The sequence below is a fragment of the Streptosporangiales bacterium genome (genome assembly GCA_009379955.1).
In the GTDB taxonomy this organism is placed as follows: Bacteria; Actinomycetota; Actinomycetes; order Streptosporangiales; family WHST01; genus WHST01.
Window position 1 is genome coordinate 52,959 of the sequence record WHST01000007.1, and the last position, 25,852, is coordinate 78,810.

22 protein-coding genes and 1 pseudogene are annotated in these 25,852 nt (G+C 71.9%); 12 read left to right on the plus strand and 11 right to left on the minus strand.

Annotated elements, in window-relative coordinates; translation table 11 throughout:
• Position 1 precedes the first annotated feature (1 nt).
• The 3 genes from GEV10_03615 to GEV10_03625 form a co-directional block, all read right to left on the minus strand.
• Complete coding sequence (locus GEV10_03615; protein MQA77563.1) at positions 2-511, minus strand: tripartite tricarboxylate transporter TctB family protein; 510 nt, start codon at positions 509-511, stop codon at positions 2-4.
• On the minus strand, positions 508-1,419 hold the full coding sequence (locus GEV10_03620) for a tripartite tricarboxylate transporter substrate binding protein (protein MQA77564.1): 912 nt from the start codon (positions 1,417-1,419) through the stop codon (positions 508-510). The genes GEV10_03615 and GEV10_03620 overlap by 4 nt, the downstream gene beginning before the upstream one ends.
• 109 nt (positions 1,420-1,528) lie before the next feature.
• Positions 1,529-2,794 carry a CoA transferase gene (locus tag GEV10_03625; GenBank protein ID MQA77565.1) on the minus strand — a complete coding sequence of 422 codons (1,266 nt, stop codon included), beginning with the start codon at positions 2,792-2,794 and terminating at the stop codon, positions 1,529-1,531.
• Positions 2,795-2,875: 81 nt separating this feature from the next.
• Here GEV10_03625 and GEV10_03630 point away from each other — a divergent pair, with 81 nt between their 5' ends.
• Positions 2,876-3,667, plus strand: a complete 792-nt coding sequence (locus GEV10_03630; protein MQA77566.1) for a GntR family transcriptional regulator — start codon at positions 2,876-2,878, stop codon at positions 3,665-3,667.
• Here GEV10_03630 and GEV10_03635 read toward each other — a convergent pair.
• From GEV10_03635 to ccsB, 3 genes are read right to left on the minus strand one after another with little or no spacing between them, the layout of a single operon-like run.
• Positions 3,664-4,065, minus strand: coding sequence for a hypothetical protein (locus GEV10_03635; GenBank protein ID MQA77567.1), 402 nt, complete (start codon positions 4,063-4,065; stop codon positions 3,664-3,666). The genes GEV10_03630 and GEV10_03635 overlap by 4 nt on opposite strands.
• Entirely contained in the window at positions 4,058-4,420 is a 363-nt protein-coding gene (locus GEV10_03640; GenBank protein MQA77568.1) for a hypothetical protein, read from the minus strand. The genes GEV10_03635 and GEV10_03640 overlap by 8 nt, the downstream gene beginning before the upstream one ends.
• Before the next feature lie 16 nt (positions 4,421-4,436).
• Positions 4,437-5,333, minus strand: a complete 897-nt coding sequence (ccsB, locus tag GEV10_03645) for a c-type cytochrome biogenesis protein CcsB (GenBank protein MQA77569.1) — start codon at positions 5,331-5,333, stop codon at positions 4,437-4,439.
• Between the two features lie 98 nt (positions 5,334-5,431).
• On the opposite strand from ccsB, the gene GEV10_03650 reads away from it, so the two are divergent.
• On the plus strand, positions 5,432-6,049 hold the full coding sequence (locus GEV10_03650) for a TetR family transcriptional regulator (GenBank protein ID MQA77570.1): 618 nt from the start codon (positions 5,432-5,434) through the stop codon (positions 6,047-6,049).
• A 59-nt stretch (positions 6,050-6,108) separates the two neighbouring features.
• On the opposite strand, the gene GEV10_03655 is transcribed toward GEV10_03650, so the two are convergent.
• The gene (locus GEV10_03655; GenBank protein ID MQA77571.1) at positions 6,109-7,275 is read right to left on the minus strand and encodes an MFS transporter; all 1,167 of its coding nucleotides are present in this window, start codon (positions 7,273-7,275) and stop codon (positions 6,109-6,111) included.
• Between the two features lie 68 nt (positions 7,276-7,343).
• Between GEV10_03655 and GEV10_03660 the strand changes: the two genes are divergently transcribed.
• Positions 7,344-7,703, plus strand: coding sequence for a MerR family transcriptional regulator (locus tag GEV10_03660; GenBank protein MQA77572.1), 360 nt, complete (start codon positions 7,344-7,346; stop codon positions 7,701-7,703).
• Here the strand turns inward: GEV10_03660 and GEV10_03665 are convergent.
• Positions 7,693-8,502: an alpha/beta fold hydrolase gene (locus GEV10_03665; protein MQA77573.1), complete on the minus strand. Its 810-nt coding sequence runs from the start codon at positions 8,500-8,502 to the stop codon at positions 7,693-7,695. The two genes, GEV10_03660 and GEV10_03665, sit on opposite strands and share 11 nt — an antisense overlap.
• 83 nt (positions 8,503-8,585) lie before the next feature.
• Between GEV10_03665 and msrA the strand changes: the two genes are divergently transcribed.
• From msrA to GEV10_03685, 4 genes are all read left to right on the plus strand, one after another.
• Entirely contained in the window at positions 8,586-9,272 is a 687-nt protein-coding gene (msrA, locus tag GEV10_03670) for a peptide-methionine (S)-S-oxide reductase MsrA (protein ID MQA77574.1), read from the plus strand.
• A 66-nt stretch (positions 9,273-9,338) separates the two neighbouring features.
• Positions 9,339-9,845: a hypothetical protein gene (locus GEV10_03675; GenBank protein MQA77575.1), complete on the plus strand. Its 507-nt coding sequence runs from the start codon at positions 9,339-9,341 to the stop codon at positions 9,843-9,845.
• Positions 9,846-9,979: 134 nt separating this feature from the next.
• Positions 9,980-12,466, plus strand: a complete 2,487-nt coding sequence (locus GEV10_03680) for a hypothetical protein (protein ID MQA77576.1) — start codon at positions 9,980-9,982, stop codon at positions 12,464-12,466.
• 22 nt (positions 12,467-12,488) lie between these two features.
• Positions 12,489-14,249, plus strand: a complete 1,761-nt coding sequence (locus tag GEV10_03685; GenBank protein ID MQA77577.1) for a hypothetical protein — start codon at positions 12,489-12,491, stop codon at positions 14,247-14,249.
• Between the two features lies 1 nt (position 14,250).
• Here GEV10_03685 and rocD read toward each other — a convergent pair whose 3' ends face one another.
• Positions 14,251-15,498 (minus strand): ornithine--oxo-acid transaminase, encoded by a 1,248-nt coding sequence (gene rocD, locus GEV10_03690; protein MQA77578.1) that lies wholly within the window; start codon positions 15,496-15,498, stop codon positions 14,251-14,253.
• A 146-nt stretch (positions 15,499-15,644) separates the two neighbouring features.
• Between rocD and GEV10_03695 the strand changes: the two genes are divergently transcribed.
• Together GEV10_03695 and GEV10_03700 are read left to right on the plus strand one after the other, a co-directional pair.
• Positions 15,645-16,082 (plus strand): AsnC family transcriptional regulator, encoded by a 438-nt coding sequence (locus tag GEV10_03695; protein ID MQA77579.1) that lies wholly within the window; start codon positions 15,645-15,647, stop codon positions 16,080-16,082.
• Positions 16,083-16,192: 110 nt separating this feature from the next.
• On the plus strand, positions 16,193-17,752 hold the full coding sequence (locus GEV10_03700; GenBank protein MQA77580.1) for a hypothetical protein: 1,560 nt from the start codon (positions 16,193-16,195) through the stop codon (positions 17,750-17,752).
• A 9-nt stretch (positions 17,753-17,761) separates the two neighbouring features.
• Here the strand turns inward: GEV10_03700 and GEV10_03705 are convergent, their stop codons facing one another.
• Positions 17,762-18,748, minus strand: a complete 987-nt coding sequence (locus tag GEV10_03705; GenBank protein MQA77581.1) for a hypothetical protein — start codon at positions 18,746-18,748, stop codon at positions 17,762-17,764.
• A 110-nt stretch (positions 18,749-18,858) separates the two neighbouring features.
• Between GEV10_03705 and GEV10_03710 the strand changes: the two genes are divergently transcribed.
• The 3 genes and pseudogenes from GEV10_03710 to GEV10_03720 all read left to right on the plus strand — a co-directional run bounded on the left by GEV10_03710 (position 18,859) and on the right by GEV10_03720 (position 24,843).
• On the plus strand, positions 18,859-23,163 hold the full coding sequence (locus tag GEV10_03710) for a S8 family serine peptidase (GenBank protein ID MQA77582.1): 4,305 nt from the start codon (positions 18,859-18,861) through the stop codon (positions 23,161-23,163).
• A 100-nt stretch (positions 23,164-23,263) separates the two neighbouring features.
• Positions 23,264-23,857: pseudogene (locus GEV10_03715) on the plus strand (hypothetical protein).
• A 170-nt stretch (positions 23,858-24,027) separates the two neighbouring features.
• Positions 24,028-24,843 (plus strand): TetR family transcriptional regulator, encoded by an 816-nt coding sequence (locus GEV10_03720; GenBank protein MQA77583.1) that lies wholly within the window; start codon positions 24,028-24,030, stop codon positions 24,841-24,843.
• A 17-nt stretch (positions 24,844-24,860) separates the two neighbouring features.
• Here the strand turns inward: GEV10_03720 and GEV10_03725 are convergent, their stop codons facing one another.
• Positions 24,861-25,799 (minus strand): ornithine cyclodeaminase family protein, encoded by a 939-nt coding sequence (locus GEV10_03725; GenBank protein MQA77584.1) that lies wholly within the window; start codon positions 25,797-25,799, stop codon positions 24,861-24,863.
• Between the last annotated feature and the right edge of the window lie 53 nt (positions 25,800-25,852).

The window sequence follows — 25,852 nt, forward strand, 5'->3', positions numbered from 1 at the left end:
GTCACGCCCCCAGGATCGCGAAGGCACCCCACGGCAGCGGGATCTTCATGAACAGGACGAACACCAGGTAGACGAACGCCGACGCCGCGGCCGCGACCAGCAGCGAGGTCGTGAAGCGGCGCCGTTCGACCCATGCGGACACGACGAGCACCATCAGGCCGAACGAGACGATGAACCCGAGGACGAGGACGAGGACGACTGTCGCCGTCACGAGCCCGAACACGGTCCACAGGATCCGCACCCGCTGCCGCCGAGTGCGTCCCATGACGTCGACGTCCGGCCCGTCCTCGGGCGCGGAGCGCTCCGCCGGTCGCCGCACCACCCGCACGGCGAGCACGGCGCTCAGCACCGCGAGCAGGACACCGCAGACGAGCGGCAGGAAGCCGGGTCCGACGCGGTTCCCCGAGACGAGGATGCCGTAGCCGAACGAGGTCACCGCCACGGTTGCGCCGATGACGGTGAGGCCGCCGTAGACGGCGACCTCACCGGGACGCAACGGCAATTCGCTCACGTCAGCACCTTGCGGAGCACCTCGTCGTTCTCATCGAGGTACGACGAGAAGTCGTCGCCGTACGCCGTGACGGGCTGGAGGTAGTTCGTGTCGATGTACTTCTGGTAGTCGTCGGACTCGGCGAACTTCTTGGCCACGGTCACCCAGCCCTCGCGCTGTGCGGCGGTGATGCCGCCGGTCGCGAGCACGCCGCGGAACTGCGCGAACGAGACGTCGATGCCCTGCTCCTTCGCCGTCGGGATGTCCTTCAGCTTGTCGTACGTGTACCGCTTCGGCGCGTACGCGCACAGCGCCTTGAGGTCGCCTGAGTCGAGCTGGCCGATCACCTCGCCGGGGTTGAGCGAGGCGATGTCCAGCTGGTCGCCGAGCAGTGCCGCGACGAGTTCGCTGCCGGACTCGAACGGGACGCGGTCGAACTTCGCGCCGTTCTGCTGTTCGGTCAGCGTGAGCACGATGTTGTCGAGTCCGGTCTTGCCGGAGATCCCGGCGACGACTCGCTCCTTCTTCGACTTCGCGACCACGTCGGCGCAGGTCTTCATCGGCGAGTCCTTCGGGACGACCAGCAGCGTATAGTCCTCGCCGACCTTCATGATCGGGGTGAAGTCCTCGCGCGTGAACTTCACCTTCTGCGTCAGCGGCAGGGCGAGCAGCGACGTCTCGGTGGCGAGGAGGTAGCGTGCGTTGCCCTTGCGGGACAGGAAGGACGAGTACCCGACCGCGCCCGACCCGCCGTCGCGGTTCTCGACGTTGACGTTGAGACCCTTCGCGGACTTCTCCAGTCCTGCGGCCATCGCGCGGCCCGCCAGGTCGCTGCCCCCGCCGGGTGCGAACGGGACGATCATCGTCGCGTTGCCGGTGGGTTTCCAGGCGCCGCCCCCGGTTTCGTCCGCCTGACCACCGCCCGCCATGTCGCCGCATCCGGTGAGGAGTGCGGCGACGAGGGTGACTCCGGTGATCGATGCTGTCGTCGTACGGTTCCGGCGCATGCTGTTCCTCCAGGTGGTCCCCGTCGAAGGGCTAGAGCGGGTCGGGGAGTGGCGGCGTGGTGTCGCCGTCCGCCGGCTCCTCGCCGGGCACGCCGACGACAGCGCCGCGCACGAGCTCGTCGACCTGCGCGGGTTCGTAGCCGATCTCGGCGAGGACGTCGGCCGAGTCGCCGCCGAGGAGGGGACCCGCGGCGCGACGGGTGGTGGGCGTGGCGGAGAGGCGGACCGGCGAGCCGAGCTGCCTGACCGGGCCCAGCACCGGGTGCGGAGCGTCCCAGAAGAAGTCCCGTACCGTGAGGTGCTCGTCGGTGAAGACCTCGTCGGTGGTGGCGAGGGGAGCGCAGGGCACCCCGGCCGCGTCGAGCGTCGCCACCAGGTCGGCCGTCGTGCGCGCCGCCGTCACTTCCTCGATCGCGGGGATGAGCGAGTCGCGGTTGGCCTGCCGGTCGAACGCGCTGCCGTAGCGCGGGTCGTCGCGGATCGCGTCGAGCCCGAGCGCCCCGCAGAACGCGGGCCATGTCCTGGCGGTGACCGCGCCCACGGTGATCCAGCCGTCGGCGGTGCGCACGGCCTGGTACGGCGCGGTCGACTGGTGTGCGGAGCCCAGCCGCTCGCCCGGCTCGCCGGTGGCGAAGAACCGGCCGGCCTCCCAGATCGCGAACGAGACGCCGGCCTCGTACAACGACACGTCGACGTGCTGGCCCTCGCCGGTGAGCTCCCGCGCGCGCAGCGCGGCGACCGCGCCGAGCGCGCCGTACAGGCCGCAGACGAGATCGCAGATCGGGACGCCGACCTTCACCGGTCCGCCGTCGGGCTCGCCGGTGACGCTCATGAGTCCGGAGCGCGCCTGCGCCATGATGTCGAGACCCGGCAGGTCGGCGAGCGGGCCGTCGAGCCCCCAGCCGGACGCCGAGACGTACACCAGCCGCGGGTTGATCGCGCGTACCGCGTCGTAGCCGAACCCCAGTCGGGCGAGGGTGCCTGGCCGCAGGTTCTGCACCAGGACGTCGGTGTCGGCGAGCAGCCGCCGGAGCACGTCCTTGCCCGCGTCGGCCTTGAGGTCGAGGGCGAGCGACCGCTTGTTCCTGTTGAGCCGGATGAACGGCGAGCTGTGGCCCTCGAGGAACGGGCCGGTGGCGCGGACCGGGTCGCCGCCGTCGCGGTTCTCGACCTTGATCACGTCGGCGCCGAGGTCGGCGAGTTGCATGGTCGCGAACGGCGCCGCCATGAACGCCCCGATCTCGACGACGCGCACGCCGGCGAGTGATCCTGTCGGTGCTGTCGCGTGCTCCGCCATGCCCGAACGACCTCGCTGTCGTCGTGGGGGACTGCAGTAGCCTATTGTCTACAACAGACAGATTCGATCTGACAAGACCGGATGGCGGTTGGTCAGGAGAGGACGGTCGTGACCGTGACCGACGCGTCGGCGCCGCACGCGGGCACGCGGGCGCCCAGGATCGCGACGCCGCCGAGCCTCGTCGACCTCGCGGTCGACACGTTGCGCCGGATGATCCTGCGCGGTGATCTGCCGCCCGGCGCCCGCCTGGTGGAGAACCAGCTCACCCACGAGCTGGGCATCAGCCGCCCGCCGCTGCGCGAGGCGTTGCGCATCCTGGAGCGCGAGGGCCTGGCCGTCCAGCAGCCGCGTCGAGGCGTGATCGTCGCGCCGCTGACCCTCCACGACGTGTACGAGATCTTCACCATGCGCCGCGAGCTCGAGCTCTTCGCCGTACGCCTGGGGGTCCCGGTGCGCGACCCGGCGCGGCTCGACCGCTGCCGGGTCGGGTTGGCGGCCATGGAGAGCGCGGCCCGAGCCGACGACGTGGCGACACACGCCGAGGCCGCCTTCGAGTTCCACGTGTCGGTGATCGCGCTCGCCGGTCATCGCCGGCTGGAGGACGCGTACCGTCGGATGCAGCTGCAGATGCTGCTGTGCATCGCGATGAACAGGCGGGCACGTGGGATCGGTGAGAACCTCCTCCAGGACGTCGCGCGGCACCGGCGGCTGCTGGTCAAGATCGAGGCCGGTGACCCTGCGGTCGTCCTCGACGAGCTGATGCACCACGGAGACCGCACGTTCCTCGACGGCATCGAGGACCGCCTGGACGGCCACAGCGAGGTCGCCCTGGAGTGGCTCGCCGCGGTCCGCGGTGGCAGTCACGAGCTCTAGGAGACCCGGTTGCGGCGCAGCCAGAGCAGGCCGGCCACGGGCAGCACGAGCGGGATGAACAGGTAGCCGCGCCCGTACGCCGACCAGACGGTCTCGTCGGGGAACGCCGCCGGGTCGACGAGGCTCGCCGTGCCGACCGCGAGCACCCCGAGCAGCTCGACCGTGCACGAGGCGATGGCGATGCGCCATGACGCCCGCCCGCTGCGCGCCATCATGACGGTCGCGAGCGCGTACACGACGGCCGAGAACGCCGACAGGAGGTACGCCAGCGGCGCCTCGGCGAACCGGTCGGCGATCTGCACGGCGGCGCGTGCGCCGGCCGCGACCGTAAAGACCGCGTAGACGCCGACGAGGACCCGGCCGGGTCCGCTGCGTCGCTTGCGTACCGGCTCAGGCACCGGCCCACACCTGGTTCATCCGCGCGACGAGGACCGGCACGACGAGGCACGCGACGGCGAGCACCGCCGAGCTCCACCTGCTGCGGTCCATGAACCCCCACACCATGCCCACCGGCAGGACGAGCAGCGAGCCGAGGAGGTAGAGCAGGAACGTCGCCATGCCGTCCGCGGGACGTTCGCCCCCGGTCATCATGACGACCGCGAGCACGAGCTGCACCAGGAGCCCGAGCTCGAGGACCGCGAGCGCGGCGAGATGGATCATCCCCATCGGCTTGTTCGCGGCCGTCATGACGAGACAGAACAGCGCGACCGCGAGCGGCGCGATCGTCAGGACGAGCGACAGGGTGGGGTTCATCGAGGGGTCCAACCTCCTAGAGACCGGCGTACGAGTGCAGGCCGTTCAGCCAGACGTTGACGACGACGAGGTTGAACAGCACGCACGCGTAGGCGACACAGCAGATTACCGCCGCGCGTCGCGACTTCCATCCGGCGGTCGACCGCGCGTGCAGGTAGGCGGCGTACGCCACCCAGGCGATGAACGCCCACGTCTCCTTGGGGTCCCAGCCCCAGTAACGACCCCAGGCCGCCTCCGCCCAGACGGCGCCGGTGACGATCGCGAACGTCCACAGCGGGAACGCGAACACGACGGTGCGGTGCGCGAGCCGGTTGAGCACCTCGGCCGCCGGGAGGCGTCCCGCCCCGTCATCGGAGGCATCGGCGTCCCGCCGCGACCGCACCAGGTAGAGGACCGCGAAGACGGTGCCGGCGGTGCTGGCGCCCGCGGCGACGATCGCGGTGGTCACGTGGATGACGATCCAGTACGAGTGCAACGCGGGCACGAGTTGCGGGAGCGGTCGGTAGAGCACTGTGGTGGCCAGCGCGATGCCGACCACGGCCGGGAGCATGACGAACAGCCCGAGGTGACGCCGTGTCGACTGCCTCTCGCGGCGGGTGAGGACGAGCAGCGCCACGACCGCGGACAGGACGAGCGCCGACACGAACTCGCCCATCGTCCCCCACGGCGCGCGTCCCGCGGCGACGCCGAGCGTGACGAGGTGACCGGCGTGCAGGCACGCGCCGCCGGCCGCGACCAGCCAGCCGAAGCGGCCGGCGAGTGGTGGCATCGTCGCCAGCACGCCTGGCGATGCGCCCGTGGTCGCCGCCCGGGTGGGGCCGTACGCGAACGCGTACAGGACCAGGGCGAGCACGTACGCGGCCACCGCGCCGGTCATCAGCTGGTCGCTGACGGGGACCAGGGCGGCGGGCATGCGGCTCCTCGCGGGGACAGAGATGGCGACACAACGTCCGGAACTATAGCGACATCGTGTAGCCAACTCCACTGGTGGGTCGGCCCTACGATGGGGCGGTGTCCCCGGCCAGCGGCAACCTCGACGCGCATCGCGCGACGATGCGGAGCCGCATCCTCGTGGCCGTCCGGGAGCTCGCCCTGACCCGCGGCGTCGACAAGGTCTCGTTCGCCGACGTCGCCGCGCAGGCCGGACTCGCGCGCAGCGTCGTCTACCACTACTTCCCCGACAAGCGCGCCCTGCTGATCGCACACGCCGAGGACGAGACGACGCGGTTCATGGACGCGTTCACCGCCGCGCTGTCCGGCACGGCGTCCGCGACGGAGCGGCTGCGGCTGTACGTACGGATGCAGCTCACCGACTTCGTCGAGCACCCGCAACCGGCCGGTCCCGAGCTCGCGGTGCTGCTCGGACCTGACGGGTACGAACGGATGCACGCGCACGTCCGCCCGCTGGCCACGCTGCTCACCGAGATCGTGGCCGAGGGCATGGCGTCCGGCGAGTTCGCGACGGGCGACCCCGGGGCGGCGGCCGCGCTGGTGCACGGCTGCCTCGGCGCGGAGCGCCACCCCCTGGGGCAGGGCCACCACGACCTGGCTGCCACGATCGGCCGCGTCACCGCGTTCGTCCTCCGGGGGATGGGCGCCGACGAGAACGCCTCGCCCCGCCTCGAATGATCACGTTCAGTTGGTGAAGCCGCACCGAACACGGCCCATGCGCCGTGGGAAGTGCACCGTCACCGTGGGAAGTGAACAGGGTGCCCGTCCAGGCCCGTCCGTACGCGGACGGCGCTCACGATCAGCCCACCCAGGGTCAGGCCGGCGGCCACCAGGTAGATCGGTCGCGGCCCTGCGGCGGAGTCGGTGATCATCCCACCGAGCCAGCCCGCGCCCGCTGCGGCGACCTGGTATCCGGAGGCGTTGACCGCCATCGCCAGCGTCGGTGCCTCGGCCGCCGCCGACATGACCCGGGCCTGCATCCCGGGGATGATCGCGAAACCGAGCCCGCCGATCGCGACCACCGCGACGGCGGATGGCGCCGGCGTGACGGCGACGAGCCAGACGACGACCAGGACCGCGGCCAGGAGACCGAGCATCGCGGGTTGGGCGCTGCGCGGGTACCGGTCGAAGAGCGCGCCGCCGACCAGGTTGCCGAGCGTCGCGCCCACGCCGTAGCAGAGGAGCAGCGCGGGCAGCCGGCCGGCGGGATGTCCGGCGACGTCGGTGAGCAGTGGAGCGAGATAGCTGAACACCATCAGTACGCCGGCGTTGCCGACCGCGGTGATCGTCAGCGCCAGCAGGACCGGTGGCCGACGCAGCACCCGCAGTTCTGCCACCGCGGAGGTCCGGCTCTTCTCGCGTTCGGGATCCTCGATCATCGCGAAGACCAACAGGAGACCTATCAGGCACGCCACTCCGATCGCGGCGAAGGTCGCACGCCACCCCCATCGCCCTCCGATCAGGGTGCCGATCGGTGCCCCGATGATCATGGCGAGGTTCATGCCGAACGCCAGCCTCGCCACAGCAGTGGCCGCACGGTCGGGCGACGCCGAACGGACCGCAACGACGATCGCGTGGGCGAAGAAGGTGGACGTGACGAGTGCGGTGATCACCCGCGCGGCCAACAGGAGCGAGAAGTCGGGAGCGAGGGCGGAGCAGGCGTTGCCCGTCGCGGCGACCCCGAGCAGGATCAGCATCAGCCGCCTGCGGTCGGCGCCGGCGGCGAGCGCGGTCAGCGTCGGCCCTCCGATGATCATGCCGACCGCGTACGCGGTGACGAGCAGTCCTGCGGTGCCGACGGTGACGTCCAGGTCGGCGGCGACCTCGGGCAGGATCCCGGCCACCGCGAACTCGCCCGTCGTGATGCTGAAGACGCAGAACATCAAGATCGCAAGTCGGATCACGCGGGTACGGTAAAGGCTGACGTCAACGTGAGGGTCAAGCGGAGAGCGGCGGTAGGAGGTGGCTGACCCTGAAGATCGGAGAGCTGGCCGAGCGGGCCGGTGTGAGCGTGCGGGCGTTGCGCTACTACGAGGAGAAGGGCGCACTGAACCCGGACCGGACGCAGGGCGGGTATCGCGTGTTCGACGACGCCGACGTGCAGACCGTCGGTCACGTCCAGACGTTGCTCGCTGCCGGCCTCGGCCTCGACCTCATCGGCCAGATCCTGTCCTGCATGACCGGGGAGACCCTGTTGCTGGACGACTGTCGCGAACGCCTCGAAGCCGAGCGACGGCGCATGACCGAAGGCGTCGACCGGATCATCACCGCGCGGTCGATCCTGGACGACCTCCTCGCGGACACGACGCCCGGGATCGACGTCAGTCGGTGAAGAACCTCGTCAGGACGGGGCCGAGGGACGCGGGGTCGGCGACGTGTCCCTGGCCCTCGACCGTACCGCGCACCGCGCCGGGGACGCTCGCCGCGATCGCGTCGGCGGCCCGGTCGAAGAAGTCTGCCGGCAGGTCGCCCATGCCGGCCTGGGAGTCTGCGCTCCGCCCGCCGTTGACCACCAGGGTCGGCCGGGCGACGGCGGCGAGGCGGTCGGTGGGTGGCCGGTAGTCGCCCATGCAGGCCGCGTCGTAGGCGAGGGTGTGCGCGACGGCCACCATGGCGGGCCAGTACGGCGAGCTCCTGGCTCCGGCGATGTCCTCCGCGGACGAGCCGGCCAACCACATGAACAGCTCGAGCGCCTCGTCCCGCCGGCCGGCGGCGAGCACCGGTCCGAGCCGCTCGACGTACTCCTTCGCCCGCTGCCACAAGCCGTCGGCGACGCAGTACGGCACGTCGTAGACCGCGAGCCGGTCGACGGGGACGCCGGCCGCGGCGGCCTCCAGGACGAGCCCGCCGCCCGACGAGGCGCCGAACAGGTGCGCCGGTCCACCCGCCTCGGCGGCGAGCGCCTCGATGTCCTCGAACTCGCGCTCCACGGCGTACGGAAGGGTGTCGCCGCTCTGGCCGCGGCCGCGCCGGGCGTAGTTGTACACGGTGAAGTGCCGCGCGAGCCACGCGGCGAGCGGCGCGTTCTCCGAGCCGTCGTCGAGGCCGCCGCCGACCAGGATGACGGTCGGCCCGCTCCCGCTGCGGTCGTACGCGATCGATGTACCGTCCTTCGACGTCACGCTCGTCATGGCCGCCTCCTTGTCGCGGAATGCATGTCGCACCCTACGGGTTGACGAGCGAGGATGGGCGTACGCGACGAGAGGGGCCGACGATGAGCTGGCTGTTCGGCAAGACCCTGCACCTGCCCTCGCCCGACGAGGCGCTGCCGGGACGTGACGCGTCCCTCCCCGTTCCCTCGGCCCACGAGGTGCTCGGGCACCCGCTGGCGCCGCCGTACCCCGACCACCTGCGGACCGCCGACTTCGCGCTCGGCTGCTTCTGGGGCGCCGAGCGGCTGTTCTGGCAGCTCGACGGCGTGTGGACCACGGCCGTCGGCTACGCCGGCGGCTACACGCCGAACCCGACGTACGAGGAGGTCTGCAGCGGACGCACCGGCCATGCCGAGGCCGTGCGCGTGGTGTACGACCCCGAGGTCGTCTCGTACGAGGTCCTGCTCAAGGTGTTCTGGGAGAACCACGACCCCACCCAGGGCATGCGGCAGGGCAACGACGTCGGCACCCAGTACCGCTCCGCGGTGTACGTCCACGACGCCGCCCAGCGCGAAGCGGCCGAGACGAGCCGCACCGCGTACAACGACGAACTGCAGCGCGCCGGACACGACGCCGTCACCACCGACATCGTCGAGGCCGGTGCGTTCTACTTCGCCGAGGACTACCACCAGCAGTACCTCTACAAGAACCCGAACGGCTACTGCGGCATCTCCGGCACCGGGGTGAGCTGTCCGGTCGGCCTCGGTGTGAGTACGTCAGACGAGGGACGGAACCCGCCCCGCGTGTGACACGTCTCCTGGTGCCGCAATCGCCGGCACGAGGATCGGGCCGGCCCGAGATCACAGGGACGGCACATGACATCTCTCCAGCACCAGCACCAGTCGCAGAGCCTTGACCCCGGTCCCGCTCCGGCAAGCGTCCGTGCGGTGTTCTGGCTCGTGATCGTGCAGGCCGTGTTGGGCCTGGCCGTCGGGCTCCCGGTCGCGTACCTGAGCAAGGACGCCATCCTCGCCCAGCAGCCGGCCACACCCGGCGTCGACGCGGAGGCAGTGTGGAGTGCGGGCTTCGCCATCGGCGTCGTCGTGGCGATCGGGTCGGCCCTGATGTGGCTGCTGTTCGCCGTCAAGCTCAAGGAGGGGCGCAACTGGGCACGCATCACGATGATCGTGCTGTCCGTCATCTCCCTCGTCTTCACGCCGATCAACCTCCTCAACACCGCCGGCGCCACTCCCGTGGTGCTGCTGTCGTCGTTGCCCGGCCTGGTGATCACCGTCGTCATCCTGGTCCTGCTCGCGAGGGACCCGGCGAAGAGCTGGACGCCTGCCAAGACCGCTTACCTGAAGTCGGGCACGCCGTTCTGACGAGTACGGGACGCTCCAGTACTTGCGCGGAGTGACACCGGTCTCCTATCTTCCTCTCAGAATAACGATGTTGTTTTCGGTATTCTGAAATATGCCTGCGCGGGGGGCGTCGAGGCAGCCGCCGAGGAGGACCCATGACCGCGCGCTTCATCTCCAGACGCAACGTGCTGCATGCAGGCGGCGCCCTCACCGGCGGAGCGGTGGCCGGAGCGCTGGGCATGGCGGAACCCCCGCCCGCCGCTGCCGCCGCCCCCGTCGGGTCGGCCGAGCCGAGCGGTGGACAAGAGCCGGACGCGAAGACCGCACTGACGTGGTGGCCGCCGCAGCGGCAGGTCTGGACCCCGGTGGGCTGGAAGGGACACCTGTTCCGGTTCGACGTGTTCTACAACGGCACGACCGTCTGCCAGCCCGCGATCGCGCTGCCGCCGAGCGACGCGCCGACGCTGAAGCCGTACCTCGCGAAGTACAAGGGCAAGGACTTCCAGGTCACGCCCGTGATGCCGGACGGCGGCGGGATACCGGCGCTGGCCGACGAGCCGTACTACATGTACAAGGGCGACTACGGCGTCGGCCACCAGGGCTGGCGGACGGACAGCGACACCCCGGTGCTGTGGACCGACTACCGCCGCCAGGAGGGCCTGGTCCTCCGCCAGGAGATGTTCGCGCACCTCAAGGGCGGCAAGCCGGTCGACACCGCGTCCGAGCCGATCTACGCGTGGACGCGGTTCTCGGTGGAGCACGTCGACGAGCTGAAGGCTCCGCGCGACTTCGAGTTCGTGCTGCGGCTCAGCAAGGCCTACCTCAAGCACCGGGTCGGCCCACCACAGCAGCAAGAGGCGTTCATCACGATGGAGGTCACCCCGTCGGCGGCGCCGCTGCCGTCGCCGCTGCGGATCGACCGGATCTGGAACCCCGACGGACGCCCGCTGACCGTCCGCGTGTACGACGACGCCGACGACGTCCGGATGGTCGTCGGGACACCCGCCAAGGGCACCATCAGCCTGACCGAGGCCAAGGGTCACCCCGGTGTCTTCGACCTCAAGCTCGGGTTGCCGGTGAAGCAGGGCACCCACGTCGACGTCCTGTTGCCGATGCTGCCGCAGCCGGCCGCCGAGGCCGACCGGGAGTGGCAGCTCGGCCGCAAGGGCGCCCTCGCCGAGGCGGAGAGGTTCTGGCGCCCCACCCCGTCGACCGCGACGACGCTGCGCACCCCGGAAAGCCGCGTCAACGAGTACTTCCGGCGCAGCGTGCAACTCGCCGAGGTGATCGCGGAGAAGAGCCCCGACAGCGGCAAGTACACGTTCCTCACCGGCTCCTACGGCTACGACCTGCTGTGGAGCACGCCGACCTCGATGGTCAGCCACATGTTCCTCGACCTGCTCGGCCGGCACGAGGTGGTGGCGAGGCATATCGACCTGTACCGCGACGTGCAGGGCGTGCGGCAGCCGCCGGGGGACGCGTACGAGAACATCTCCAAGGAGGGCTTCTTCGCCACGCCGCTTAGCCTGCAGTCGTTCGACTGGCTCGGCGACCACGGCGCGATCCTCGAGGCGGCGGCGCGGCACGCGTTGCTCAGCTGGGACAAGAAGTTCCTCGACACCTGGCTCGAACCCATCGTCGACGCCTGCGACTTCATCAAGCGCGCCTGCGCGTACACCGACCACGACGGCATCGCCGGCCTGATGCCACCGGCGGCGTCCAACGACACCGGTGTGGAGCAGCAGTCGATCTGGATCCAGGTATGGAACTACAAGGGCCTGGCCAGCTCCGTACGACTGCTCCGCCGCGTCGAGCACCCGCGGGCCGCCGAGTTCGAGAAACTGGCCGACTCGTTCCGTTCCGCCTTCGTCAAGGCGCTGCGCGACGCCGCCGCGTCGGCACCGCGCTGGACCGATCCGGACGGGAAGAAGCATCCGGTGCTGCCGAGCAAGTTCTCCGGCCCGGAGAGCCCGTGGCCGTTCCTCGAAGCCTTCGACACCGGGGCGCTGACCGCGGTGTGGGCCGGCCTGATGCCCGCCGATGACCCGCTGATGCGGTCGTACCTCGAGTTCTTCCGGGTCGGTCCGAACGTCGAGCTGTTCGACCCGTGGCACCACACCGCGCTGGACCGGGTGGTGCTCGACCACGAGCAGAGCAGCGGCGAGCCGTGCTACAGCTGGAACCTGTTCCACAGCTGGCAGCGCGCCGACCGAGCGCGCTTCCTCGAAGGCGTGTACGGCCTTCTCGTCGGCGCGTGCTCACCGGACACCTTCATCGCCGGCGAGCACCGCAACGCGATGTACGGGAGCCTGTTCGTCCAGCCGCTCGTGACGTGGGCAGCGCGTCACGCCCTGGTCGACGACGCCATCGTCGACGACGAGCTGCACCTGCTGCGGCTGTGCCCGCTGGCCTGGGTCTCGGCCGACACCCGTACGACGTTCGACCGCGCGCCGACGCTGTTCGGCGTCGTCGATCTGGACTTCCGGCTGTCCGCGGACCGCCGCACGCTGACCGTGTCCTTCCACGGCGACTGGCGCCGGCGTCCGCGCCGGATCGTGCTGCACCCGCCGCCGGTGCCCGGGCTGCGCTGGGTGGTGGTGAACGGCCGCCGTCACCGGGCCGACCGCACCGTCGTCGTCTGACCGGCTGCGGAGGGACACCGTCATGAGCGTCAGCAACTCCCGTTACCTCGCACTGGTGGCACTGCTGCTCGCCGCGGTGACCGCGACCGGCTACGCCGCGGCACCGGCGCACGCCGCGCTGACACCGCGCGACGGGCGTCAGGTCGACCTGGCCGCCGCCCAGGAGTCGCGACGGTCCGCCGCCCGGGAGTCGGCGCCGCCGACGGGCGACGTCACCGGCGACGGCAAGGCCGACCTGGTCGCACGGGACCCGGGCGCGGACAGCGGCAGCTTCCGCCTGTACGCGCACGATGGGGCGACTGCCTCGAACCCATGGGCGTCCTCGGTCGCTTCGGGTGGCGCGTGGGACTTCGCCGACGCGTTGCTGCTCGGCGACGTCACCGGCGACGGCAGGCCGGACGTCGTCGCCCGCGACCCGGCGGCCGCGGACGGCACGTTGTGGGTGTACCCGCACGACGGAGCCACGTCCGGCAACCCGTGGACCGGCAGGTTCGCCGCCGGCACCGGGTGGAACGAGTACCGCACCCTGCTGCTCGGTGACGTCACCGGCGACGGGCGTCCGGACCTGCTCGCGCGTCAGCAGGCAGCGGCGAGCGGCACGCTGTTGGTGTACCGGCACACGGGTGCGGCGTCCGGCAACCCGTGGACCGCGCCGCCGGTCTGGGCAGGCACGGGGTGGAACCTCGCGACCGCGATGATGCTCGGCGACGTCACCGGCGACGACAACGCGGACATCGTGGCGCGTGACGGCGCGGGCAGCCTGTGGGTCTACCCCCACAACGGCGTCACCGACGGCAACCCCTTCACCAGCAGGTACGCCGCCGGCACGGGCTGGAACTTCGCCGACGTGCTGCTGCTCGCGGACGCGACCGGCGACGGTCACTCCGACGTGGTCGCCCGCGACGGCGGTGACCTCTGGGTGTACCCGCATGACGGCGGGACGACCGGCAACCCGTGGACGGCGGCCCGGTTCAGCGCCGGGAGTGCCTGGGACTACGCCAACGCGATCGTCGCCGGTGACGTCACCGGCGACGGCCGTCCGGATCTGCTCGCCAGGATGCATCGTGGTGACCTCTGGGTGTACCCGAACGACGGTAGCTCCCCGTGGCAGGAGAGGTTCGCCGCCGGCAGCCGGTGGGCGTTCGAGAACCAGTTGCTGCTGGGGGACGTCACCGGCGACGGCGAACTCGACGTCGTCGCCCGCGATCCCGCCGTCTCCGACGGTTCGCTGTGGGTGTATCCCGGCGACGGCTCGGCGGACCGTGACCCGTGGAGCGGCCCGCGAGTCCTGGCCGGCACCGACTGGAACCTGGCGTCCGCGATGATGCTCGGCGACCTCACCGGAGACGGTCACCAGGACCTGCTCGCTCGGGACCGCACCGGCGAGCTGTGGATCTACCCGCACGACGGCTTGGTCGCGGGTCACCCCTGGACGGTCGAGCGGGTGTGGGCGGGCACCGGCTGGAACACGGCGGCGCGGCTCGCCCTCGGCGACGTCGACGGCGACGGCGACGCGGACCTGGTCGACCAGGAACGCGACGGTTCGCTGTGGGTCTACCCGACCGGAGCGGACCAGCCCGTGCGGGTCGACGGTGACTGGTCTGACGTCACGGCGCTCACCCTGGGGGACGTCGACGGCAGCGGCCGGCTCGCGCTTGTCGTCCGCGACACCTCGGGTGAGCTGTGGATCCACCCGCACGACGGCAGCACCGGCGGCGACCCCTGGTCGTCTCGCCGTTCCGCCGGTACCGGGTGGAGCTTCGCGTCGGCGCTCCTGCTCTGAGCTAGCCGCGGAGTGCGGTGAGGGTGTCGGCGAGTTGGTCGACGGCCCAGTCGATGTCGGCGGCGGTCACCACCAGCGGCGGTGCCAGCCTGATCGTGGAGCCGTGGGTGTCCTTGGCGAGGACCCCGCGCTCCATCAACCCCTCGCAGACCTGGCGGCCCGTGCCGAGGGCGGGGTCGACGTCGATGCCGGCCCACAGGCCGAGGCCGCGTACCGCCGTCACGCCGGACCCGGTCAGCGCGCGGAGTCGGGTGTGCAGGCGGTCGCCGAGCACACGGGCGCGTTCCTGGTAGGTGCCGGTCGCCAGCATGCGCACGACCGTGCGGCCGACGGCGCAGGCGAGCGGGTTGCCGCCGAACGTCGAGCCGTGCTGGCCGGGGCGCAGCACGCCGAGCACGTCGGCGTCGGCGACGACCGCGGACACCGGCACCACGCCGCCGCCCAGCGCCTTGCCGAGCAGGTAGACGTCGGCGACCACGCCGAAGTGCTCGCAGGTGAGCGTGTAGCCGGTACGCGCGAGGCCGCACTGGATCTCGTCGGCGATGAAGAGCGTGCGGGTGCGCGTGCACAGCTCGCGGATCCGGCCGAGGTAGTCGGGCGGCGGGACGAGCACGCCGGCCTCGCCCTGGATCGGCTCGACGAGCACCGCGACGGTGTCGTCGTCGATCGCGCGCTCGAGTGCCGCCGCGTCGCCGTACGGGACGGTGCGGAACCCGGGTGTATACGGGCCGAACCCGTCGCGCGCCTCCGGGTCGTCGGAGAAGCTGATGATCGTCGTCGTGCGGCCGTGGAAGTTGCCGGCCGCGACGACGATGTTGGCCCGCCCGGCCGGGACGCCCTTGACCTCATAGCCCCACTTGCGTGCCACCTTGATGCCGCTCTCGACGGCCTCCGCCCCGGTGTTCATCGGCAGCACCATCTGCTTGCCGACGAGGGCGGCGAGCTCGGCGCAGAACGGGCCGAGCTGGTCGTGGTGGAACGCGCGGCTGACGAGCGTCACCGCGTCGAGCTGGCGGTGCGCGGCCGCGAGGATCTCGGGGTTGCCGTGGCCGAAGTTCACCGCGGAGTACGCGGCGAGGCAGTCGAGGTACCTGCGTCCGGTCACGTCGGTGACCCACGCGCCCTCCGCCGTCGCGGCGACGACCGGCAGCGGGTGGTAGTTGTGCGCGGCGTACGCCTCGACGAGCGCGATCTGCGCGGCCGGGCCGTCGGTGTCGTCGGCTCGGGCGGGGGTGGTCGTCACCGTCATGCGGTCCTCCTCGGCAGTGGCTCTCACCGCTCACGGTACGAGTGCCCGCGGGCGCAAACAATCGCCATCGCTTGCGAGTGGACGATAGATTCGTTGCGTCTTCGTTCACATATCGGCGCTTCGTTGCGTCTGGTGGGAGGTCCGGAGTGGACGCGATCGACCAGCGGGTGATCGGTTGCCTGGTCAGGAACGCGCGCAGCACGTACGCGGAGATCGGCGCCGAGGTCGGCCTGTCCGCGCCCGCGGTCAAGCGCCGGATGGATCGGCTGGTCGCGAGCGGGGTGATCCGGGGGTTCACCGCCGTCGTCGACCCCGACGCGCTCGGCTGGACGACGGAGGCGTACGTGCAGGTCTACTGCAAGGGCGTGGTCGCCGCGCACGACCTCGGTCGCAGCCTGGAACGGGTGCCCGAGGTGGTGAGTGCCTGCACGATCTCCGGCGGGGCGGACGCGATGGTGCACATGCTCGCGTCCGACATCAGGCAGCTGGAGCAGGCGATCGAACGCGTCCGCGACGAGCCGAACATCGACCACACCGAGAGCGTGATCGTCCTGTCCCGCCTCGTCGACCGGGGCCAGGCCTGAGCCGTCGGCCCTGCCGGTTCTTGGTCGTACGTTCACCGCGCGGATGCTCCGTCCGCACCCGGCACCGGTAGAACCGGGGGTGGTCGCCTGGTGGTGAGGGAGGCACGGTCATGTCCACGAGGTTCGCGTTCGGGATCGGGCTCGTGGTGGCGTTGCTGGTCGGTGCGATGGGCGCGGGGGACGGGCGATCGACCGCCACGGCGTCGGATCGGAGGGACACTCCGCTACGGGTCATGGCGTTCAACATCTTCCTCGGCGGCACCTACAACGGGGGCGAGGAGAACCTGCGCCAGATCGTCGAGTTCGTCCGCGCGGAACGTCCCGACGTCGTCTTCATGGTCGAGACGTACGGGTCGGGCGCGACGATCGAGGAGGGACTCAACGAGGGCCTCCCGCCCGACCGCCGCTACCGCGGCATCCAGATCACCCGGGAGCCCGGGCAGCCGGCGGACGACGACAACCTCTGGCTGTTCACCCGCTACCCGGTCGCCGAGGTCTACCCGCGGGTGACCGACGCACCGGTCACGTCGTTCCACTTCGGTGGGGCACGCCTCACGATGCCGTCGGGCAGGGAGGTGAACGTCTTCACGGTCTGGCTCGACGCCCTCGAACGCGCGTGGTTCCCCACCGACGCCACGGCACTCGACCGCGCGTACGGCTTCGAGCCCGGCCACACCGAGGAGCAGATCGCCGCCACGGACCACTCCGCCAGGTACGCGAAGGCGGTCACGATCCTGGAGCAGATCCTGCCGCGCCTGGTGCCGGACGAGGACGCCCCCGTGGTCATCGGCGGCGACCTGAACACGCTGTCGGCGTACGACTGGTCGAAGCGGTTCGCCGGCGCCTACAGCCACGAGGGCCTCACCGTCGACTGGCCGGTGACCAACGCCTTCGCCGACGCCGGCTTCACCGACACCTACCGGGACGTGTACCCGGATGCCGGCAGGTACCCGGGGCGCACCTGGTCGCCGTACTGGGGCTTCGGCTACTCACCCGCCCGCATCGACTACGTCTGGACGCGCGGGCGCGGCCTCGACGTGGCGTCGTCGCACACCCGTACCGACCGGCTGCCGCGGCACGAGGGAGCGGCCGTCGACGAGGAGTATCCGTTCTACTCCGACCACGGCGCGCTCGTCACCGACCTCGTCGTCGAGGGTGGCGGAGGCGCGCCCTTCGGTCGACCGCGGCTCGACCGAGACCGGCCGGTCGCGCCCCCGGAGCGGCCGAAGGGACGTCCGGTCGACGCGGGCGGCGTGAGCGCCACGAGCGAGCAGTCGGGCTTCGAGGCCGGACGAGTGCTCGACGGTGACCCCGACACGTTCTGGGCGTCGTCGTTCGCACCCGCCCAGCCGCTGCCGGAGGCGATCACCCTCGACCTCGAGAAGCCGCGCACGGTGACGGGTCTGAGATACGTGGGTCACCTGATCGGCAGGTACTACGAGGAGCCCGGCTACGTCGCCGGCATCGACCGCTACCGGCTGTCTGTGTCCAGGGACGGCGAGCACTTCGTGCAGGTCGGTTCCGGCCGGCTCGAGCGTGACCGACGGCCGCAGTGGATCCCCGTCGAGCGCGGTACGTCCGGCGCCGTCAGGTACGTACGGCTGACCGCCGACGAGGGCTTCACCGACCACGCCGGCGCGGCGGAGCTGACCGCGTACGAACGCCGCTGAGGGCGGCGGTCAGATCCAGCCGCGGCGTGCGGCCTGCACGCCGGCCTGGAAGCGGTTGCTCGCGTCGAGCAGCTCGTAGAGCCGGCGCGTCCGCCGGCGCATCGTCCGCGTCGACAGGCCGAGCTGCCGCGCGATCGCGTCGTCCTTCAGGCCCGTCACCAGGAGGGTGAGCAGCGTGGCGTCGTCCTCGGACGGCGAGTCGCCGGACGTCGCGGTGCGGTCCGAGTCGAGCGGGGTGGCCGCCGCCCAGTACGACTCGAAGAGGTCGATCAGCGCGTCGAGCAGCGTCGACGGGCGGACCACGGCGACCTGCGTCGTGGCGAGGTCGAGGCTGAGCGGCAGCAGGCCGATCCTGCGGTCGGCGATCGCCAGCTTGAGCGGGAAGTCGGGCAGCACGCGGGCCTCCTCGCCCATCTCCTTCAACTGCCTGATCTCGGTCGCCGCGCCGGTCATCTCCAGCGACTCCGGTGTGTAGACGGCCCGCCAGTGGACGCCCTGTGCGAGCGACACCGGCTCGACGGGGTTGGCCGCGGCGAGGGCGTACGGCGGCCGGTCGAGCACCATCATCTCGTGTTTCACGCCGTGCTGGAGGCGGACGAACCACTCGCCGAGCGCGTGCCTGCCCGTCACGATCTCGACCGTCTCGGCCGCGCCGGTGGCGTCCTTGGCCGCGCGGAACACCTCGGCGAACCCGACCACGGCGCGGCGGACGTCGTCGAGCTCCGTCGCGCGTGCGCGGACGAGGACGTCGAGCGCGGCCTCGGGATCGGTGGCGGCGAATCGTCGGCGCCGGCCGGAGAGCCGGCTCGCCAGGCCCTGGGAGCGCAGCCGGTCCAGCGCGCGGTTGACCTGCTCCCGGCTCTCGCCGAGCGCGCCGGCGAGCTCGGCGGGCGTCGCCTCCGGGCGTTCCAGGAGCGCCCGGTAGACGACCTCGTCGGCCGGCGCTACGCCCGTGGCCGACAGCACTCCGACGTCGTCCTCGTCCTGACCGAACATGGCCTCATTGTGCCATCGGCTCCGATGTGCCACCTGTTTCCGTTGTCTCGCGTTCGTCCGTCGGCGAGTCTTGGCACGACCCTCGTCCCACAGCCCCCCGGTGGTGCCACATGCGTCGGAAGCCGCCGTCCCGACCGTTCGCGGTCCTGGCGATGCTCGCAGTGCTCGCGTCGATCGTCGTCGCCGTGGACGGTGCCCCTCCGGCCCGCGCCGCCGACGGCCCGCTGCGGCAGGTCATCGTGCAGCTGTCCGGCGCCCCGGCGCTCGCCTCGGTGCGCGTCGGGTCGGCGCGGACGGTCGACGCGGCGACGAGGCAGCGCGTCGCGACGGCCCGGCAGGCCGTGCGCGAGGCGCAGCGCGATGTCACCGCGCGGGCCAGGTCGGCCGGGGTGCGGCTCGACCAGGTGCGTGCGTTCGACAGCCTGTTCAACGGCATGGCCGTGCGCGTCCCCGAGGGTCAGGTCGACGCGCTGCGCCGGGTCGCCGGCGTGCGGGCCGTGCACCCGGACATCGAGGTGCAGGCGGCCGACGACGACAGCCTGTCGCTGATCGGCGCGCCCGAGGTCTGGGAGCGCGAGGACCCGCAGGGCCGTCCCGCACGGGGTGCGGGGCAGACGGTCGCCATCCTCGACACGGGTATCGACTACACCCACCCCGACCTCGGGGGCGGCTTCGGCGAGGGACACAAGGTCGTCGGCGGGTACGACTTCGCGAACGGCGACGCCGACCCGGTCGACGACAACGGTCACGGCACCCACGTCGCGGGCATCGTCGCCGCCGAGGGCGACGTCACCGGCGTGGCGCCGGAGGCGAACCTGATGGCGTACAAGGTGCTCGACCGGCGTGGCTCGGGGACCTCGTCGGCCATCATCGCCGGCCTCGAGGCCGCCGTCGCTCCCACCAACCCGCACCGCGCCGGCGTCGTCAACATGAGCCTCGGCGGGTACGGCGACGGCACCGACCCGCTGGGCCAGGCGGCCTCCGCGGCGGTACGCGCGGGCGCCGTCGTGGTCGCCTCCGCGGGCAACGCAGGACCCGGTGCGCAGACGGTGTCGACGCCGGCCGCGGCGGACGGCGTGCTCGCGGTAGGTGCCTCGACCAGCGGGCTGCGCCTGCCCTCCGCGCGGCTGACGGCGCCGCGCGACGAGGTGCTGGAGTCGTACCGGGTGCCGTTCTCGGCCAACCCGCCGGCCGCGGCGACCACCGCGCGGGTCGTCGACGTCGGCGACGGCACGCCGGCCGACTACGAGCGGGTCGGTGACGTCTCGGGCGCGATCGTCCTCTCGCGCGGCAAGATGCCGTCGGACAGCGGCGACGTCGCCACGTACCAGATCGACAAGGCGCGCGAGGCCGAGCGTCGCGGCGCGCTGGCGATGATCGGCTGGGACACGTCGTCGAGCACCCGGGTGGGCGAGCACGCGGCCGGCGAGAGCATCGACGTCAGGGCGACCGTCGAGGAACGTCCTGGCGAGGTCACCGTGCAGCCGGGTGTCCTGGAGTCCGGAGACGACCTGCGCCTCGACCGGCTCGTGGTGCTCGGCATCGACCGCACGCAGTACACGATCCTCGCCGCCGACCTGGCCGACGGGCCGGTCCGCGTGCGGATCGCGAGCACCGACTCGACCGACGAGATCGCGTCGTTCAGCTCGCGCGGGCCGAGCAACAGGTTCGGCCTCAAGCCGGAGCTCGTCGCTCCCGGCGTGGAGATCAGGTCGACCGTGCCCAAGGCGCTGCACGAGGCGGGCGCGATCAGGATGAGCGGGACGAGCATGGCCGCGCCGCAGGTCGCCGGCTCCGCCGCACTGGTGCGCCAGCTGCACGCCGACCGCACGCCCGCGCACGTGGTGGCCGCCCTCGTCGGCGCGAGCCAGCGACTCGATGGCACCGGCCCGAACACCCAGGGCGCGGGACGCCTCGACGTCGCCGCGGCGGTCACGGCGGACGTCACGGCGTCGCCCGCCGCGCTGTCGCTCGGTCTCGTCGACATGGCGGCCACGACGGTGCGCGCGTCCGGCGTGGTCGAGCTCGACAACCCCACCGGCCGCGACGTCACAGCCGTGCTGCGTATGGCGAAGGCTCCCGGGAGCCCGGGCACCGTCCGCGTCACACCGAGCCGCGTCACCCTGCCCGCCGGCGGTTCGGCGAAGGTGACGGTGCGGGTCTCCGCGCCGCGACCCACCGTCGATACCGACCTCGGCGGATGGCTCGCCGTCGACCTCCCCGGCGGGGCGACCGACCTCCGGGTGCCGTTCGCCGCTCCCGTGCGGCCGCTGGTCGTCCAGGCCTCGCCCGACCCGAGCGACGGCACGTCGACCGCGTTCGTCTACAGCCCGGCCCCGCTGTCGTCGCCACCGATCGTGACCGTGCACCCGCCGAAGGGCAGGCCGACGAAGGTCACAGCGAGGCTCGACCACGGCAGCTGGTACCGGGCCGAGGTGACGGGCAGGGCCGCAGGCACGTACCGCCTCGAGGTGAGCGGCTGGGTCGCCGGCGGCGAGGCGAAGCTCGTCGGCGCCGGCGCGTTCGAGGTCGTCGCGGCCGACAGCCGCGACGGCAGGTGGGAGCCGGTCGGCCCGAACAGCCAGGCCAGGCTCTTCTCGACGAGTGCCGCCGATCCGGACCTCGGCGTGGTCACCAACCACAGTGACGCCGACCCGTGGATCACGCGGGACAAGGGGCGGACCTGGCGGCAGCTAGGCCCGCTCCCCGTCGCGGCCGGCGAGGGTGAGGTGATCGTCGACCCGAAGAACCCCAGGCAGATGTGGTACGCCGTCAGCGGTCGGGTGGGTGCCGGGGTGATGGACCCGACGTACGAGGGCAAGGTGCTGCGCAGCCGCGACGGTGGGAAGACCTGGACGACGCTCGACTTCCCCAACGTGGTCATCTCGGAGTTCCTGAGCGATCCCGCAGGTCAGGCGCTCGTCGCCGTCGGCGAGTCTGCGGTGCTCGTCAGCCGTGACGCCGGCGACACCTGGACCTCGCACGCGTATGCGGGCGCCGGGTATCTCTACGACGCCGCGATGTCGCGGGGCGACCTGTTCTACATCCGCGGCAACACGCTGTACCGCATGCGGAACGTCACGGGCGTCCCGCAGCCGGCGGAGCCGGTGACCGCCGCCGGCCCCGATCCGTACACCCTCGACGCCGACGACCGCGACCTCGTGGTCGTCGGGACCGACGAGATCGTCCGCCGGTCGTCCGACCGTGGGCAGACCTGGACCGTCCTGTACAAGCTGCCCGCGGGGGCGGCGACCGGGGTCTTCGTGGTCGACGGCGCGTACTACGCCGCGACCACCAGCGGGCGGTGGTACAGCGACGACCGGGGAAGCACCTGGCAGCAGTACGCGAAGCCGAACGACGGTGCGATCGAGCACGCGTACGCGAAGTGGCCGGGCGACTCGAAGACGCTGGTGACGGCAGCGAACCAGGCCGGGCTGTTCAGCACGACCGACCGGCAGCACTACCGGCGCATCGGCGTCCAGGGTCGGACGATCAACGACCTCACGATCGGCCGGGAGGCCGACGGCTCGTGGCATCTCGCGACGGCGACGGTCGCCAGCATGTACCGCACGAAGCTGCCGACCGGAAAGGTGACGCCGGCGACGGCGGAATGGGGGTTGTCGGGCGGCGAGGCGCGCAACGGCGTCGAGCTCGCGTCGATCGAGAGCGCGCCGAGCGACCCGCACGTGCTGTGGCGGGTCAAGCCGTCGCTGTTCGGCGACTTCACCATGCAGCGCAGCGACGACGGCGGCGCGACGTGGGCCGACAAGGGGCGGACCAGCCAGTGGGGTGGTCGCGTCGCGATCAGTCACGACGACCCGGGAACCGTGGCCGTGCCGTTCGGCGGCGTCGACAGGTGGGGGATCTTCACCACGACGGACGACGGCGAGACGTGGCGCCGGCTGTATACGCAGCGGCCGGTCACGGCGCTGGCGTTCGACCCCGCGAACTCGCGTCGCCTGTGGATCGGCACCGACGACGGCCTGTACCGCAGCGACGACGGCGGCGCGACGACCCGCCGCGTGACGACCGGCCGGGTGACGGCGATCGCGGTCGACCCGCGCGCGCCGAAGCGCGTCGTCGCCGGCGGTGACGTGCTGAAGGTGAGCACCGACGGCGGCCGCACCTTCACGACCGGCGAGGCGGGCGACCTACCGATGCGGGTGAGCGACGTCGTGGTCTCGGTCGCCGACGCGAGGACGCTGTACGCCGGCACCACGGAGCACGCCGCCAACGGTCTCGTCAAGGGTGGCCGCGGTGTGCTCCGCAGCACCGACGGCGGCCGCACCTGGGAGAACGTCTCCACCGGCCTGCAGAAGACCGACGTCACGAGCCTGGTGCAGAGCCCCGACGGCCACTTCCTCTTCGCCGGCACCGAGTACGGCGGCGTCCACCGGCTGCGCCTTCCCCGCTAGGAATCCCGGTCGGGATCTGGTGTCATCGGCCGGAACGGCGCAGACTGGGAGGGAGTAGGCAAGCCTGTGGAGGTGTCTCGTGCCGAACGACGAGACTCGTGTGCCGGAAGTGTTCCCCGTTCTCTCGCGCGGCAGGCATCGCAATCCGCGCAAGGGCGCGTGCTTCATGGAGCTGGCGTCGTACCTCGCCGGTGAACGCTGGAGCGACCGCCCCGCGTGCACCCACCCGCTGCTCGCCGGGCTGGCGCGCCATGTGAACGACTACTCGTCCGACGCCGCGCGCCCGAGGCTCGCGCCGCTCGCGCCGACGGTGGTCGGGCTGACCAGCGACGATCCACGGGTCGACGCCAGGATCGCGTTGCACGCGGCGATCGCCGCACTTCCCGTGGTCGCGGCGGAGCGGCAGGGCGTGATGGCGGTGTCGATCCTCGCGGCCGAGCGGGTGCTGGCCGAGCTCGAGGGGCGTCCGCGGGGGAGTCTCGAGGAGCGCACCAGGCAGGCGTTCGCGCAGGCTCCGCTCGCGGCGCAGTGGGCGTACCGGTTCGTGCGGGGGATCCGCAGGTCACCGAGGGCGTTCCGCCGGTACGCCGCGCCGTCGATCGTCCACTCCGCCGTGGAGGGCATCGCCAGGGCGTGCGTCCCCGACGCCGACGAGCGGCTCTACACGCTGCTGGTCGGCGCGATCGGCGAGTGCGAGACGATCGTCCGTGGCGAGCCGCGCGAGCCGGCCGACCGTGAGCCCGCGCTCGTGGGCCCGCCGGAGGAGCGTCCGCATCGTCACTCGCCGCGAGGGGCGGCACTCGGCGTCTGGTGACGTCCACCCGGTGACCACGTGACACTCGACTACCTGCTAGCTTTAGTACGGTGTCACGAGTTCGGGCAGGTTCCGCCGCCACCGCAGTCGAGGTCCCAGCCGGCCTCGTCGACGCGGCCATCGACGCCGCGCGCAGGCGTGGCGCCGACGTCGCCGACGTCCCGCTGACCGCGCTCGCCGAGGCGGCCGGCATCTCACGGAGCACCCTGCTCCGCAGGCTCGGCGGCTCGCGGCGGACGCTCGACGACGCCGTCCGCGCGGCCGGCGTCGACCCGGGTGGCCGACCACCCGTCCGCACCCGCGCCGTCGACGCGGGCGCACGGTTGATCAGCGCCCACGGTCTCGGCGGCGCCACGCTCGAGTCGGTGGCCGAGGCCGCCGAGTGCTCGCTGCACGGTCTGTACGTCACGTTCGGCGGGCGCGACGGGCTGCTCACCGCGATCTACGAGCGCTACAGCCCGATCCTCGATCTCGAGGTCCTCACCGGTGATCCCGAAGCCGCCCTCGACGCCACCGTGCGCGACATCTACCGGGTGATCGTCAGGGCGTTCAGCCAGGAACCGCGGGTGATGCCCGCCCTGCTGGCCGACCTGTTCGGCCGGCCCGGCGGACCCGCGGGACGCGTCTTCGACCAGTACTTCCCCCGCATGCTCGGCAGCGTCGGCGGCTGGCTGGAGGCCGAGGTGCGGGCGGGCCGGGTGCGCCCGCTGCCGCTGCCGTTGCTGATCCAGCAACTGATCGGCCCGATCGCGGTGCACATGGTCTTCCGCCCCGTCCTCGAACCACAGCTGTGGCCCGACCTGCCCGACGTCGACGACGCCTGCAAGGTGTTCGCCGAGACGTTCCTGCGCGCGGTAGCTGTCTAGGCAGCGGGCCGGACGGGTCAGGACTGCTGCCGGGACGACTCGTAGGCCAGCGCACCCGCGGCGAGGTCCTCGATCGCGGTGCCGACGGACTTGAACAGGGTGATCTCCGACGCGTAGGCCCGACCGGCATGCCTGCCCGCGGTGAGGTCGTGGAGCGTGGCCGCGATCTGGTCCCGGGAGAGCGCGCCGGACGCGAGCGGCTCGATGAGGTCGCCGCTCTCGGCGAGCGCGTCGTCGGTGTCGACGAACACCGTGGCGCGGTGCAGCGCCGTGTCGTCGGTCTCGCGCAGGTAAGGAGCGAAGCTGCCGATGAGGTCGAGGTGGACTCCCGGGTCGAGCCAGTCACCGCGGACGAGAGGCTCGGCCGCGAGCGTCGCGCACGACACGACGTCGACCGCGTGCACCGCGGCCTCGAGGTCGTCGGCGCGCTCGGCGTCGAAGCCGTCCGCGCGCAGGTCGTCGGCGAGCGCGTCGGCGCGGGCCACGGTCCGGTTCCATACCAAGACCCGCTCGATGGGGCGTACCGCGCGGTAGGCATGCGGCACGACCCGCGCGACCTGTCCCGCGCCCACGACGAGGAGCCGGCTCGCGTCCTCCCGTGCGAGGTACGACGCGGCCAGCGCGGACGCCGCCGCGGTCCTGCGGCGGGTGAGCTCCGCGCCGTCGATGACCGCGTACTGCTCGCCGGTGGTCGCGCTCGACAGCACGTAGACCGGTGACACGGCGGGCAGGTCGAGGTCGCCGTTGTGCGGGAAGACGTTGACGAGCTTGACGCCGATGTAGCGGTCGGACCAGGCGGGCATCAGGAGCAGCCTGGCATCGGTGCCCGGCGCGCCGGCGGTGTGCTGGTGGCGCAGCGGCGCCTTCACCTCGCGGGTGAACGCCTCGCGCAACGCGGGGACGAGAGCGTCGAACGTCAATAGGCGGGCGACCTCGTCGGCACCGAGAACACGCATCCGGTCACCGTACCGGCGTGTGGTCGCTGCGGCATTGGTAGGTTCGCGGCGCG